The sequence below is a fragment of the Bradyrhizobium sp. AZCC 2262 genome (genome assembly GCF_036924535.1).
GTDB lineage: Bacteria > Pseudomonadota > Alphaproteobacteria > Rhizobiales > Xanthobacteraceae > Bradyrhizobium.
In genome coordinates this window covers 6,530,574-6,544,292 of record NZ_JAZHRT010000001.1, presented here as the reverse complement: position 1 = coordinate 6,544,292, position 13,719 = coordinate 6,530,574, and the positions used below count along the sequence as shown (strand labels likewise).

General features: G+C 64.4%; 12 protein-coding genes. 3 read left to right on the top strand and 9 right to left on the bottom strand.

What is annotated here, in order from left to right; all coding sequences use genetic code 11:
• Position 1: 1 nt before the first annotated feature.
• Positions 2–946 (top strand): CobW family GTP-binding protein, encoded by a 945-nt coding sequence (locus V1283_RS30635; protein WP_334390348.1) that lies wholly within the window; start codon positions 2–4, stop codon positions 944–946.
• A 33-nt stretch (positions 947–979) separates the two neighbouring features.
• On the opposite strand, the gene V1283_RS30630 is transcribed toward V1283_RS30635, so the two are convergent.
• From V1283_RS30630 to V1283_RS30595, 8 genes are all read right to left on the bottom strand, one after another.
• Positions 980–1,774, bottom strand: a complete 795-nt coding sequence (locus V1283_RS30630) for a polysaccharide deacetylase family protein (protein WP_334390347.1) — start codon at positions 1,772–1,774, stop codon at positions 980–982.
• Positions 1,771–2,616, bottom strand: a complete 846-nt coding sequence (locus V1283_RS30625) for a polysaccharide deacetylase family protein (RefSeq protein WP_334390346.1) — start codon at positions 2,614–2,616, stop codon at positions 1,771–1,773. Before V1283_RS30625 ends, V1283_RS30630 begins: the two co-directional genes overlap by 4 nt.
• Positions 2,613–4,013, bottom strand: coding sequence for an ABC transporter substrate-binding protein (locus V1283_RS30620; RefSeq protein WP_334390345.1), 1,401 nt, complete (start codon positions 4,011–4,013; stop codon positions 2,613–2,615). The genes V1283_RS30625 and V1283_RS30620 overlap by 4 nt, the downstream gene beginning before the upstream one ends.
• 150 nt (positions 4,014–4,163) lie before the next feature.
• Positions 4,164–5,777 (bottom strand): ABC transporter ATP-binding protein, encoded by a 1,614-nt coding sequence (locus tag V1283_RS30615; RefSeq protein WP_334390344.1) that lies wholly within the window; start codon positions 5,775–5,777, stop codon positions 4,164–4,166.
• A complete protein-coding gene (locus tag V1283_RS30610) occupies positions 5,774–6,586 on the bottom strand; it encodes an ABC transporter permease (protein WP_334390343.1) in 813 nt (270 codons plus the stop codon). Before V1283_RS30610 ends, V1283_RS30615 begins: the two co-directional genes overlap by 4 nt.
• Positions 6,583–7,527: an ABC transporter permease gene (locus V1283_RS30605; RefSeq protein WP_334390342.1), complete on the bottom strand. Its 945-nt coding sequence runs from the start codon at positions 7,525–7,527 to the stop codon at positions 6,583–6,585. The genes V1283_RS30610 and V1283_RS30605 overlap by 4 nt, the downstream gene beginning before the upstream one ends.
• A 23-nt stretch (positions 7,528–7,550) precedes the next feature.
• On the bottom strand, positions 7,551–9,134 hold the full coding sequence (locus V1283_RS30600) for an ABC transporter substrate-binding protein (RefSeq protein ID WP_334390341.1): 1,584 nt from the start codon (positions 9,132–9,134) through the stop codon (positions 7,551–7,553).
• Complete coding sequence (locus V1283_RS30595) at positions 9,134–10,294, bottom strand: C45 family peptidase (protein WP_334390340.1); 1,161 nt, start codon at positions 10,292–10,294, stop codon at positions 9,134–9,136. The genes V1283_RS30600 and V1283_RS30595 overlap by 1 nt, the downstream gene beginning before the upstream one ends.
• A 56-nt stretch (positions 10,295–10,350) precedes the next feature.
• Here V1283_RS30595 and V1283_RS30590 point away from each other — a divergent pair, with 56 nt between their 5' ends.
• Together V1283_RS30590 and V1283_RS30585 are read left to right on the top strand one after the other, a co-directional pair.
• Positions 10,351–11,292 (top strand): GntR family transcriptional regulator, encoded by a 942-nt coding sequence (locus V1283_RS30590; RefSeq protein WP_334390339.1) that lies wholly within the window; start codon positions 10,351–10,353, stop codon positions 11,290–11,292.
• Positions 11,289–12,638: an aspartate aminotransferase family protein gene (locus V1283_RS30585; RefSeq protein ID WP_334390338.1), complete on the top strand. Its 1,350-nt coding sequence runs from the start codon at positions 11,289–11,291 to the stop codon at positions 12,636–12,638. The genes V1283_RS30590 and V1283_RS30585 overlap by 4 nt, the downstream gene beginning before the upstream one ends.
• Before the next feature lie 79 nt (positions 12,639–12,717).
• Here the strand turns inward: V1283_RS30585 and V1283_RS30580 are convergent, their stop codons facing one another.
• On the bottom strand, positions 12,718–13,707 hold the full coding sequence (locus V1283_RS30580; RefSeq protein ID WP_442895791.1) for a TRAP transporter substrate-binding protein: 990 nt from the start codon (positions 13,705–13,707) through the stop codon (positions 12,718–12,720).
• Positions 13,708–13,719 lie beyond the last annotated feature (12 nt).

Sequence of the window (13,719 nt, the reverse complement as noted above, 5' to 3'; positions counted from 1 at the left end):
TGTGCCGGTCCCGATCCTGCTGGTCACCGGCTTCCTCGGGGCGGGCAAGACCACGGTCGTGAACCATCTGCTCGCGCATGCGCAAGGGAGGCGGATCGCCGCCGTGGTCAACGATTTCGGCGCGATCAATATCGACGCGGAGCTGATCGCGGGCGCCAGCGACGGGGTGGTCAGCCTGAGCAACGGCTGCATCTGCTGCTCGCTGGAAGGCGATCTGCTGCGCACGCTCGCCGCCCTGCTGCGGCGTGATCCGCAGCCGGAGTTCATCGTGATCGAAACCAGCGGGATCGCCGATCCCTCGGATATCGTCCGCAACCTGATGGATCCCCTGATCTGGCGGGAGGCGCCGCTGGAAGCGGTGCTGTGCGTGGTGGACGCGACGACAAATGCGGAAGCACTAAGCGACGCGTTGCTACGGTCCCAATTGCGGGCGGCCGACGTGGTGGCGCTGAGCAAGGTGGATATGGCGGACGCGGCGGCTTGCGCGCAACTGCGCGATGTTATTCGGGCGCAACGTCCGGCGGCGGTGCTGGTCGATGCGCCGCACGGCGAAGTCCCCACGGCCCTGCTATTCCCCGCGGATGTGGACCGCGTGCCGGCGCCGCGTGAGGTGGGGCCGCGACGGCCTGCGGCTGACCGGTTCGAGACGCTGAGCTGGACATCGGAACGGCCGGTGTCGCTGCTCCGATTGCAGCAAGCGATCGGTCGGCTGGCGCCGAAGCTCGCGCGGGCGAAGGGGTTGTTCGAGACGGTGGAGCAGCCCGGGCGGTTGATGGTGTTTCAGCTCGCCGGCGGGCGCGCGACGTTGGCGCCGGGCGGGGAACTCGCGGCCGGGGCACTGGCGGCCGGGGTGCCGCGGGCACGGATCGTATTCATTGCCGAGATCGGGGTTCTCGCGACCGCCGAGATCGACAGGATCATGGAAGCGTGCATCGAAGCCGGGTGAAGTCTGCGGCGCCGGTCCGAACTCGGCCGTTCTCTATCCCCGGCGCGCTTCCGAACGAAAATCATCGGCCGCCGCCGCGATCGTGTCGCACCGCATGAATGCAACTCCAGGGAGGCCGCGCAGCCACGTCAGCAGCCGATCGAGTGCCGCGATACGGCTCGCACGCGCGCTGCCATAGTCGCTGCGCGGATGCAGCGTGAGCGTGATCAGGCAGCGTTCCCTGTGCATGGCCTCGATCTCCTCATGCCAGGTCTTCATGACCCGGTCATGGGTCTGCCGCTGCGCGTAGAGCGTGGCGTCGATCAGGATTTCCGACTGCGGCACCTCGATCATGCCGCCGCCGCCGTCAGCATCGAGCCGGTAGGGCCGGTCATCATCCTGGAAGCTTGAATCGTAGCGGTAGCCGAGCGCCGCGAGGTGCCCGAGTGTCCGCTCGGTGAACCGTCCGTGCGGTGCGCGGAATCCGGATGGAGCGCGACCAGTGACGCGCACGAGCGTGGCATGCGTGCGCTCGATCAGTGCACGTTCGTCGATTCCGGGTGCATCCATGGCCTCCATCGCCCAGCCGTGCGCAGCGATCTCATGGCCGCGGTGAGTGAGGGCGGCCACATAATCGGGATTGGCTTCGGCTTCCGCGCCAGGGACGAAGACTGTCGCCTTGATGCCGTGCCGGTCGAGCAGTCCAAACAGCCGCTCGCAGCCGACCGCGTAGGCATATTTGCCGTAGGAGGCGCGGCCGAACAGCGCGTCCTCGCCGAGCTGTTGCAGTTCGACGGTCTTGCCCTGCAAATTGACGGTCACCGCGACCGGACGGATCGAGGCATTCATTGGCCGCTCCAGTCCCGCCGCCAGTCGGCTGGGCGTTTCAGACACCATTGCGCCAATTCCAGCATCCCGACGAAGCGCACGCCGTCATGACGCTTGATGTACGTGATCAGCTTCTCGACGATCGCGACCCGCGCCGGCGATCCCGAACCGTAACCGACGCGGGGATGGACGGTCAGGTTGAAATAGCCGCCCTCGGCATAGATCGCATCGAACTCCTGCATCCAATGCGTCAGCACTTCCGACGGCGGCGTGTAGCTGACGCGATAGAACGGAAAGTCGTCGAGGCTCGAAGTGTTGTTGGGAAGGCAGACATAGTTGTCGTGCTCCTGACCCCCGTAACGCAGCAGGTAGGGCAGGTCGAAATCCTTGTCACTGGAATCGTAGACGTAACCGAGCTCGCGCAGCTTGTTCAGCGTGCGCGCGGTCTTGTGTCCCGACGGGGACCGCCAACCCTTAGGTGCGATGCCGGTGATATCCGTCAGCAGTCTGTGCGTGCGTTCCAGCAGCTCCGGCTCGGCGTCACCGGGATCGACGCCTTCGTGCAGATAGCCGTGCGATCCGATCTCGATCCCGGAACGCGCAATGGTGCGCACGAGGTCGGGACTTTCCTCGGCGTCGTAGCCGGAGACGTAGAACGTCCACGGCACCCCTTGGCGCGTGAACATGTCGACGAAACGAGGGATGCCGCATTTGGCGGAATAGCGGCCATGCGATCGCGCCCCAACGGGCAGTTGGTCGCGGCCGCGCTCCAGCGACGTGCCGTCGAAATCAAGCGTAAGGCCGATAACACAACGCGCGCCGTCGGGCCAGGCGTGTTGGGTGCGCTGGGCGAGCGAGGTCATCGCACGACCTCCATGTTCCAGAAGCGCGGCTTGCGGCCCGGCCAGGGGGCATATCCCCGGACCGCCTTGGCGTAAGCCGAGACATTGACGCCGGAGCTCCACACCACCATCGGCGAATCCTCGATGAACAATGTGTGCAAATCGTCGAACAGCGGCTGGCGCGCTTCCGGCGAAGAGGTCTGGGTGAGTTTTGCCAGCAGCTCAATCGCCTGTGGATTTCCCCACACCCGATCGGCCTGCGCGGTCTTGTCGCCGATGAAACGGTCGAGCCCGAACAGCGGATCGAGGTAAGGCGTGTAGTTGAACACCATGAGCTGATAATCGCCCTTGAAATAGCGGTTGAGCTGGGTGGCAAACTCGACCACCTCGACGGTCATGTTGATGCCGACCTGTTGCGCCATCGCCTGGATGAGAACCGCCACGTCGTTCATCACTGCAAAGCGTGAGTTGGTGGTGATCTTGATCGGCTGGCCCCGATATCCGGCTTCCGCCAGCAGCTTCTTCGCCCGTGCCGGATCATAGCGATGCCCGTTCTTCTGCACCGGCCCGTAATAGCGGCTGGAAAGCGGAACCAGCGAGGTGCTGGGCTTGGCGTAGCCATCGGTCAGGGACTCCGCCATGTTCTGGTAGTCGAGCGCCGCCTCGATCGCCTGACGGATGCGCTTGTCCTTCAACAAGGGATCACCGGTTTGCATGACGATCGCGTTGAGCGACGACACCGGTGAGGCTACGACCTCGACGCTGCCGGACTTCAGCTCCTCCGCGAATTTCGGATCGATGGACGGCCAGAGATCGAGTTCGCCTGACTGCATCGCCGCCTTCGCTGTCGACGGTTCCGGTACGATGGTGAGACGTATGCGGTCGAGTTTGGCGAACTTGGCGCCGGCAAGACCATCGGCCGGCTCGCTGCGCGCATGATAGGCGGGGAAGCGCGCCAGTTCGACATACTGGCCCCGTCGCCACTCGGTCAACTTGAACGGGCCGGTTCCGATGGCGTCTTTCCAGACTCCATCCGCGCCAATCGAATCGGGATGCGCGATGCCGGTGCCATCACAGTCGCTGCGCGCCAGCATGCTGAGGAAAGCGCCGCTCGGCTCAGCGAGGCGGAAGATCACCTGCATCGGCGACGGCGTCTCGATCGCGACGATCTTGATTTGCCGCGAACCATCGAAATTGGCGCGGCACGGTCGGCCGGCCTTCGGATCGAGAAAACGCGCCCAGGTCCAGGCAACTTCGCTCGACGTCAGCCGCGCGCCATTATGGAAGGTCACGTCGTCGCGGAGCGTGAAGGTGTAACTCCGGCCGTCGTCGGAGATTGCGATTTCCTTTGCCAGCATCGGGGCCGCCGTGCCGTCGGCGCGCCAGGCGACCAAGCCTTCGTAGACATTCTGCAGCACGGTTCCGGTGTTGTCGTCAGGGCCGGCATCAGGCCGCGGATATCGGTCGTGATCATGGTGCGGAGCACGCTCTCGGCCCGGACCGGTGTCGCGGCCGCCAGCATCGCAAGACAAAGAACGGCAAGGCGCCTCATTATACTCTCTCCAACGCTACGCGGGTACGCGCGCCGCTTCGGGCTTGACAAAATCCACCATCGGCGCCGCCGCGAGCAGCGCCCTGGTGTAGTCGTGCTGCGGTGAATCGAAGATGTCGTCGCGCGATCCCTGCTCGACGATGCGACCGCCCTGCATCACCACGACGCGGTCGGCGACCTGCTCGACGGCGGCGAGATCATGGCTGATGAACAGGCAGGCGAACCCGTATTGCGCCTGCAGGCGTTCCAGCAGCTTCAGCACCTGTGCCTGGATGGTCATGTCGAGGGCGGAAACCGGCTCGTCCGCGACGACGAACAGCGGGCCACGCACGATTGCCCGCGCGATTGCGATGCGCTGGCGTTGCCCGCCCGAGAGTTCGTGCGGCCAGCGGTTGGCGAAATTCGCAAGACCCACCTCGTCCAGCATTTTTTCGACGCGCCTGGTGCGCTCGGTCGCAGCCAACTGAGCGACATGCCGCAGCGGTTCGGCGACGATCTCGCCGACGCGCATGCGGGGATCCAGCGAGGAGTAGGGGTCCTGAAACACCAGTTGCGAGGAGAGCCGAAAATCCCGGTCGGCTGCTTCCGGCACCTCCTTGCCACGAAAGCGGATTTGTCCCGCGGCGGAGGGGATCAGCCGCAGCATCGCACGGCCGAGCGTGGTCTTGCCCGAGCCGCTGCCGCCGACGACCGCGACGGTCTCGCCCGCGCGAATGTCGAGGTCGATGGCGTCGACGGCGCGCAGCCCGGGGCGTTGGCGGAAAAACTGCCGCCGTCCGCCGAACTCGACCTTGAGGCCGCGCACGCTCATCAGCGGTTCGCCGACCGCGAGCCGTGCAATTCCGGTCGCGCGCCGGGGCAGCGCGTCGATCAGTTGGCGTGTATAGGCTTCGCGCGGGGTGGTTAGAATCTGCTTGGTTGCGCCGGCTTCGACCACCTTGCCCTTTTGCATCACGACGGCGCGCTGCGTGTAGCGCGCGACCAGACCGAGATTATGGGTGATAAGCATCACCGAGGTGCCATGGTCGAGGGCAAGGCCGACCATCAGGTCGAGCACTTCGCGCTGGGTCAGGGTGTCCAGTGCGGTGGTCGGCTCGTCGGCGATCAGGAGCTTTGGCCGCAGCAGCATCACGGAGGCCAGCATGATCCGTTGCCGCATGCCGCCGGAGAATTCGTGCGGATAGGCGTCGAAGGTGCGCGCGGGATCGCGAATCTGGACCCGCTCCAGCATGTCGAGGCAGCGTTGTCTGATTTCTTTCCTGGACAACCGCATGTGCAGGCCGAGGCCTTCGGCCATCTGTGCCCCGACACTGATCGCGGGGTTGAGCGATACCATGGGCTCCTGAAAGACCATGCCGACCACCGGTCCACGCAGGGCGCGCAGCCGCTTGGGGGAGAGTGCCGTGAGGTCTTCGCCGTCGAGCATAATTCGCCCGGCGGTCCGGCGCAGCCCGGGCGGGAGGAGACCGAGCACGGTGCGCGCCGCCACCGTCTTGCCGCTGCCGGACTCGCCAACGACCGCCAGGAACTCGCCGCGTGCGATGTCGAATGAAATGTCGTCAACGACCGCTTCGCCGGTGCGTGCGGCCTCGATACGGAGATTGTCGACTGTCAGGAGCGGCGTGGTCATCCGTGCACCATCCGCGGGTCAAGACGGTCGCGCAGGGAGTCGCCGAGCAGGTTGATGCCGAGCAGCGTCAGCGCGATGCAAATACCCGGCGCGATGCTGAGCCAGGCGGCGCTCTCCATATACGGGCGGCTCGCCGCCAGCAGGTTGCCCCAGGTTGGCGCCGGCGGAGGCACGCCGAGGCCGAGGAAGCTGAGCGCGCTCTCGGCCAGCAGCACCCAGCCGAACATGCTGGTTGCCAGTACGGCGACCGGGGCGAGGCTGTTGGGCAAGACGTGCCGCGCCATTGAATAGAGCTCGGAGTTGCCGATGACGCGAGAGGCTTCGATGTATTCCCGCTCCCGGATCGACAGCACGGTGCCGCGCACCACCCGCACGACCGAAGGGATGTAGGCGATGCCGAGCGCCAGCACGATGCCGAACTTGTTGGCGCCCGTCACGATCATGACCGCCAGCGCCAGCAGGATACCGGGAAAAGCCAGCAGCGCATCGTTCACGGCCATGATGATGCGATCGGTCCAGCCTCGCAAATAGCCTGTGATCACACCGACGACGGCGCCGATCGCGACTGCAAAGGTCACCGTCAGCACGGAGACCAAGACGCTGGTTGCGGCGCCGGCCATGACCCGGCTGAGCACGTCGCGGCCGAACTCGTCGGTGCCGAGCCAGTAGAGCGCGGACGGCGGTTGCAGGCGGGCGCGCAGATTGACCTTGAGCGGATCGAACGGCGTCCAGAACGCGGCTGTCACGGCCGTTGTAAAGAGAACGCCGATCAGGAACCCGCCGATCGCGGTATTGGCGCGCATCTTCATTCGGCGGCCACCCGGGGATCGAACAGGGGATAACAGAGATCGACAATCAAATTGACGACGACGTAAATCACCGCCGTGAACAACAGGCAGCCCTGCACGACCGGATAATCGCGGGCGAAGATCGAATCGACCAGCAGCCGGCCGAGCCCCGGCAGCGTAAACACGGTCTCGATGACAGCGATACCGCCGAGCAGATGGCCGAGGATGAGACCGATCAAGGTCCAGGTCGGCGCGAAAGCATTGGGCAGGACATGGCGGCCGAGCACCCGCCACTCCGGCGCGCCCTTGGCCCGCGCATGCGTGACGTATTCGAGCCGCAACACCTCGATCGAGCTGGCGCGTGACATGCGGGTCAGCGCGCCGATCTCGATCATAGCCAGCGTCGCGATCGGCAGGACGATGAAGGCCATGGCTTGGCCGAAATTATCGCTGAACGGAACATAACCGATCACCGGCAGCCATTTCAGTTTCAGGCCGAACAGCAGCAGCAGCAATAGTCCAAGCCAGAAGCTCGGAATCGACAGCAGCAGGGTCGCGCCCGCGGTGATGGCAAGGTCGGTCGCGCTGTTCTGCCGCCACGCCGCGATCAGCCCGGCCGGTACCGCGACGCAGGCGGCGATCGTCACCGCGACGAGCACGATGAGCGCGCTGACCTGGAATCGCTCGAGGATCAAGGGCAATACGGCGAGCCCATTGGTGATCGAGTGACCGAAATCGCCGACCGCGACCTTTGCGAGCCAATAGCCGAATTGAACCGGGATCGATTGGTCGAGCCCCATTTGCCGGCGCAACTGCTCCACTTGCGCCGGATCCGTGCTGTCGCCGAGCATCACCTGCACCGGATCGCCCGGGATCAGGCGTATCAGCGCGAACACGGTGATCGCGACCAGCAGCAAGGTCGGGATGGTCATCGCAAGCCGTCTGACGAGATAACCCAGCATCAGTATCGTCCCACCTGCCTGCGTTATTGCAGGCTTACACCCCAGAAGCGCGGCTGCGGGTAAAGCCAGCCGGCGTAGCCCTTCACGTTGTTGCGCAGTGCCGCGAGTTCCGAACCGTTGAAGAGCACGATCATCGGCACATCGGCGATGAAACGCCGGTGCATTTCATCGAACAGCGCCTGCCGCTTGGCGGTATCGATGGTCAGCATCGACTGCCGCAGCATCTCCTGCGCTTCCGGATTGTCCCAGACCTTGCGTGGCTGGGTCGCCTTCGGTCCGGTCAGCATTTCGAAGCTGAGCGAGGGGTCGAGACGGGCCGAATAGACGAAGGCCATCGCCTGGTAGTCGCCCTTGCTGTAGCGATCGAGCTGCGTCGCCCAGTCGAGCACTTCGATGTCGATCTTCAGCCCGACGGCTTGCGCCATCGCCTGCACCAGCACGGCGGAATCGAACACGAAGCTGTAGCGCTTGTTGGCGATCATCTTGATCGGCTGGCCCTTGTATCCGGCTTCGGCGAGCAGCTTCCTGGCCTGCGCGATATCCTGGGTGTAGCCCTGATCTTCGACAGGACCGTGGAACGGGCTGCCGATGGGCAGTGCTGAATTGTTGGCGCGGGCGGTGCCCTGCATCACCACATCGGCAATTTCCTTGGTGTCGAGCGAAAGCGCCAGCGCGCGGCGGATGCGGACGGCCTTGAGCAGCGGATCGTTGCTTTGCAACAGGATGCCGGTGAGGCCGAGCGCAGGCGTAATGCTGAGTTTTACCTCGGCGTGGGACTTCAGCTCTTCGACTTCCGGAACCGAGAGGCTGTTGATGATGTCGAGCGAGCCGCTCAGCAGTCCGGCCTTGGCGGCGGAACTGTCGGGAATGATGTTGACGCGGACCTTGTCGACCTCGACCTTCTTCGCACCCGTATAGCCATCGCGCGGCTCGGTGCGCGAGACATAATCGTCGAAGCGGATCAGGTCGACATACTGACCGCGCTTCCATTCACCGAGCTTGAACGGGCCGGTGGCGACCGGTTCGCGCCACTTGCCATCGGGCGTGAGGGAGTCACGATTCAGGATGGCGGTCTGGCCGCAGTCAGGCCTGGCGAGGGTGCCAAGCAGGAGCGCCGTCGGCCGCTCCAGCGTGATCACCACGGTCTGCGGATCGGTGGCGTCCACGCCGAGGATTTTGGTGATGCCGGTATCGGAGAATTCGGAAAGGCAGCGCCATTGCGTCGCGGGATCGAGCCAGCGCTTGAATGACCAGACGACGTCATCGGCGGTCATGATCGCGCCGTTATGAAACTTGACGCCTTTCCGGAGATGAAAAGTGTAGATCTTGCCGTCTGGCGAAATCTCCCAGCTTTCCGCCAGCATGGGGCCGATCGAGGTATCTTCGCGGAAGGCCACCAGGCCTTCGACCACATGTCCCATCACGCCGTCGGTGTTGGCGTCGCGGTTGGTCCCGGGGTCGGTCGAGCGGATGTCCGCGTTGAAGCGTGCGCGCAGCACGCCTCCGGCCGCGAGTGCCGGTATTGCCGAAGCCCAGGCCAGCGCAAGCGCCACGCCGGCGGACATCGCCATGGTCGTGAACGCGGCGACGCCCTGGTGCTTACGCATCATACGGCCTTGGCCATCGCTTGTGGATCGGCGCTCTTGCGAGCCGTGGCCATATCGAGCGTGTAGGTCGTGAATTGGCGATTGAGCGCGGGCAGGGGAGCGACTTCCATCACGCCGCGCTCCGGCTCCATCAGGATCATCGCGACGGTGGCGCTGAGGTTGTTGCTGAGATTGCGTCGCGGCGGCCGGCACACCGCCCACGGCGTTGCGAAGTCGTCGAACAGCGCTTCCTTCACGGCGTCCAGCGTAATGTCGCCGATCTGCGGTTCGAGAATTCCGCGCACGCGCACGTCGCGGTAAAGGCTGTCGGGCGTGTTGAGGATCCCGGTGTCCTTTAGCTTGCCGAGCGCCACCGGACTAACGAAGTGATTGGCATGCACCAGGAGCCCGCGATCCGGATGCACCTGAAAGGTCTCGTCGGGCGCGCATTCGAAATCAATCGCAACGCCCTCGCAATGGCTGACGATCATGTTGTTGGCGGCCGATTTCTGCGTGCAATAGACGGAGCGCATGGCAAGCGCGAGATGCTCGCTCTCCAGCACCTTGCGGCGGATCAGTGCGAGCGGAACGCCGACCTGCCGATAGTCGCGGTCGGACTCCAGATAATTCGCGGTTATCGCGATGCCGACGGCGTTGAAGCCGCAGCGGCCGAGCGCGCCGGCTTCGGTAAAGGTCATCAGATCGGGTCCATCGTCGCGGCGTACTTTAAGGACGACCGCGGTCTCGGCGCATTCGCGTTTCCAGTCCCAGTTCTGTGCATGGATCAGGCGCCCGGCCTTGCTTGCCGCGGGCAATACGACGACACCGGTACAGCCGTCGGGGTCGTCTTCGCCAGCAAGGCGTGCGCGCAAATCGGGGCGGGCCGCCAGTTTGAGGATCTCGGTGCGCGCGTTGAGCAGCACGACATCTTCGAACGGCACGGCGGCACCCTCGGCGATGCCGTGCATCTCTTCGACATAGGTCGGCTCGAACGCCTCAATGACCGGCAGATAGTCGCGCACCAGCGCGGAACTGCCGGCACTGTCGAGCGACAGTTCCTTTAGTTGCGCGAAGTAATGCGACGTTCCCTTGCGAATGCGCTCGGCGGCCTTTTGGCCATATTGGCGGCCACGTTCACGCGGCGGCCCGGAAATCTCGATCAAGGGAAACGGTTCGACCATCGCTGCCGCCTGCTTTCGGGTTGCAATCGGCGAAGCCTAATGTATTTTGTCATGTCATGAAACAAAAAAGTTTGTCGGGCCGGACTGCCCCGTCCCGCCTGCAGAGCGAACTGCAGGCCGGCATTCTCGCGGTCATCAGGTCGGATCAACTGGAACCCGGCACGCGGCTGGGCGAGGTTGCACTGGCGGCGCGGCTGCATGTGTCGCGCACGCCGGTGCGTGCAGCGCTCGCGCATCTGGCGCGGCGTGGATTGGTACGACCAGGCAAGCGCGGCGGCTATTTTGTTGCCGACACGGCGCGCGCCGACCGCAAGACACCGCCGCAGCCGGGGCCAACCGATGCCGATCGGCTGTTTCTCGCGATCGCCCGCGATCGCCGCGCCGGGAAGTTGGCGGAAGACGTGTCTGAAGGCGATCTCATCCGTCGCTACCGCGTCACGCGCGCCACCGTGCAGCAGGTATTGGTGCGGCTCAGCGAAGTCGCCGCCGTGCAGCGCAAGCCAGGACATGGCTGGCGCTTCCTGCCGACCATTTCGGATCCGACGGCGCGTGCGGAAAGCTATCGCCTTCGCCGGATCATCGAACCGGCGGCGCTGCTCGAGCCGGGCTATCGGCTTGCGCCAGGCTGGATCGAAGACATGCGCGAGAGGCATCACGACATGCTCGCAACGCCGTGGAACGAGGCGTCGAGCATTGCGCTCTATGAGATGAACGCGCAGTTCCATGAGGGGCTCGTGGCGGGTGCGCATAACCGGTATCTGCTGGTCGCGATCCAGCAGCAGAACCGGCTGCGTCGCTTTGCGAACTATGACTGGACGTTCGGCCACGAGCGCGTCGTGGTTTCCTGCCGCGAGCATCTGAAGATTCTCGATTGCCTCGAAGCGGGAGAGTGCGAGACCGCCGCAAGCCTGATGCGCAAGCACCTTGATGCGGCGGCCAAACTCGGTATCCACGCCGTTGTCCCCGATAGCTCACAGATTGGAAGGAAGGCGTCGTGAACAAGCCCCACAGGATATCAGGCGAAACCGCGCCGCTGGATCGGGAGGCGCTGGAATCATTCTGGCTGCCGTTCACGCCCAACCGCCAGTTCAAGGCCGATCCTCGCCTGTTCGTGGCAGCCGAAGGCATGCATTATGTGACATCGGACGGACGGCGCGTCCTCGACGCCATGGCGGGGCTGTGGTGCGTCAACGCCGGCCATGGGCAGCGCGCCATTGTCGACGCCATCAAGGCGCAGGCCGAACGGCTCGACTTCGTCTCCTCGTTCCAGATGAGCCATCCGGCGGCATTCGAACTGGCTGGACGCATTGCGGAGATCGCGCCTGCGGGCCTCGATCATGTTTTCTTCACCAATTCCGGTTCTGAAGCGGTCGATACGGCGCTGAAGATCGCGCGCGCCTATCATCGCGCCCGGGGCGAGGGTTCGCGCATCCGGTTTATTGGCCGCGCCAAAGCCTATCACGGCATGGGCTGGGGCGGGCTTTCGGTCAGCGGGATCGGACGTCACCGCCGCGATTTCGGGCCGCTGTTGCCGGAGGTCGACCATCTGCCGCATACGCACAGCATCGAGCACGCGGCATTCTCGCGCGGCCAGCCGCAATGGGGTGCGCATCTCGCCGACGAGCTGACGACCCTGTTGCAGATCCACGATCCCTCGACTGTCGCCGCGGTGATCGTTGAACCCGTCATCGGTTCGGGTGGCGTGTTGCCGCCGCCAGTTGGTTATCTCGAGCAGTTGCGGGCGATCTGCGATCGCCACGGGATTCTGCTGATTTTCGACGAGGTGATCACCGGCTTTGGCCGTTTGGGCGCGGCCTTTGGCGCCGAGGCATTCGGCGTCACGCCCGATCTGATCACCTGCGCCAAGGGCATGACCAACGGCGCGGTGCCCATGGGCGGCGTAATCGCCAGCCGGTCGGTTTACGACGCGCTGATGGCCGGCCCGTCCAGCGCCATCGAATTATTTCACGGCTATACCTACTCGGCGCATCCGCTCGCCTGCGCGGCGGCGCTGGCGACACTCGATGTTTATTGTGATCTTGAGCTGTTCGCGCGCTGCGGGCGGCTGGCGCCAATCTGGGAGCAGGCGGCCCACGCCCTCAGAGACGCTCCGCATGTCGTCGATATCCGCAATATTGGTCTGCTGGCGGCGATTGACGTCACACCTCGCGACGGTGCCCCGGGGGCGCGCGGCGCGGAATGCGCCAAGCGTTGTTTCGACGATGGCGTTCTCATTCGCAGCAGCGGTGACACGCTGGTTCTCTCGCCGCCGCTGATCATCGCCGAAAACGAGATCGAGATGGTGTTTGCGACCGTTCGCCGCGCGCTCGACGCGATTGGTTGAGGCGATTGGCCGGATTTCTGAGCGTCTCTGCGTCCGGCAATCGAATGCCGGACGCTGCTGGCGCGCAACAACGATCGTCTTACTTCTTATAGGAGGCGATCACGGCTTCACCATCGGGGCCGGCCTTCTTGAGCCAGTCGACGGTTAACTGGTCGCCGACTTTCTCAAGGCCCGTCTTCAGCGCCGCAGGTGGCGGCAATACCTTCATCTTGTTGGCCTGAAGCTGCTCAAGATACCACTTCGCCTTTTCTTCCGCGAGCTTCCAGCCACGTTCTTCGGCAACCGCCGCCGCCTTGAGAATCGCTTCCTGGGTCGGCTTGTCGAGCGCGTCAAACGCCGCCTTGTTCACGAAGGTCACGTTCTTCGGAATCCAGGCCTGCGTATCATAGAAATGCGTCATGCTTTCCCAGGCCTTGCTGTCGTAGCCGGTCGAGCCCGAGGTCATGAACGCGTTCACGACGCCGGTAGCCAGCGCCTGCGGCAGCTCCGCCGCCTGGATGGTGACAGGCTGTGCGCCGACGAGCTCGGCGATGCGCGAGGTGCCGACATTATAGGCGCGCCACTTCAGGCCTTTCATGTCGTCAAGGGTGTTGATGTCTTTCTTGGCATAAATGCCTTGCGGACCCCACGGCACGGCGAAGAGAAGCATCAAGCCCTGCGATGCGAGCTTCTTTGCGACTGTTGGTTTCGAGGCGAGCCACAGCTTCCTGGCCGCCGGATAGCTCGTCGCCAGGAACGGGACAACATCGATGCCGAACATCGGATCCTCGTTCTCATGCAGCGAGATCAGAACCTCACCCGCCTGCGCCTGTCCGGTGGCGACCGCGCGCTTGATTTCCGGTGCCTTGAACAGCGAGGCGGCGGCATGCACGGTGATCTGCAGCTTGCCGCCGGTGGCGTCGCCAACGTCCTTGGCGAACGCGATCAGGTTCACCGAATGCGGATTGTCCGCGGGATAGGCCGCCGGGAGATTCCATTTGGTCTGCGCCACTGCCGGAACAACAAGTGCGGGAGCGGCAAGCGCCGCGACGCAGGCGGCCATGGCGAACGTCTTAATAAGCCTGAACATGACAATACCTTT

What these genes read in the sequence shown, in the direction of transcription:
- V1283_RS30630 (WP_334390347.1), bottom strand. Translation starts at nt 1,774, where the DNA reads ATGAATGCCTCGATCCGTCCGGTCGCGGTGACCGTCAATTTGCAGGGC.
- V1283_RS30625 (WP_334390346.1), bottom strand. Translation starts at nt 2,616, where the DNA reads ATGACCTCGCTCGCCCAGCGCACCCAACACGCCTGGCCCGACGGCGCG.
- V1283_RS30615 (WP_334390344.1), bottom strand. Translation starts at nt 5,777, where the DNA reads ATGACCACGCCGCTCCTGACAGTCGACAATCTCCGTATCGAGGCCGCA.
- V1283_RS30610 (WP_334390343.1), bottom strand. Translation starts at nt 6,586, where the DNA reads ATGAAGATGCGCGCCAATACCGCGATCGGCGGGTTCCTGATCGGCGTT.
- V1283_RS30605 (WP_334390342.1), bottom strand. Translation starts at nt 7,527, where the DNA reads ATGCTGGGTTATCTCGTCAGACGGCTTGCGATGACCATCCCGACCTTG.
- V1283_RS30600 (WP_334390341.1), bottom strand. Translation starts at nt 9,134, where the DNA reads ATGCGTAAGCACCAGGGCGTCGCCGCGTTCACGACCATGGCGATGTCC.
- V1283_RS30595 (WP_334390340.1), bottom strand. Translation starts at nt 10,294, where the DNA reads ATGGTCGAACCGTTTCCCTTGATCGAGATTTCCGGGCCGCCGCGTGAA.
- V1283_RS30590 (WP_334390339.1), top strand. Translation starts at nt 10,351, where the DNA reads ATGAAACAAAAAAGTTTGTCGGGCCGGACTGCCCCGTCCCGCCTGCAG.
- V1283_RS30580 (WP_442895791.1), bottom strand. Translation starts at nt 13,707, where the DNA reads ATGTTCAGGCTTATTAAGACGTTCGCCATGGCCGCCTGCGTCGCGGCG.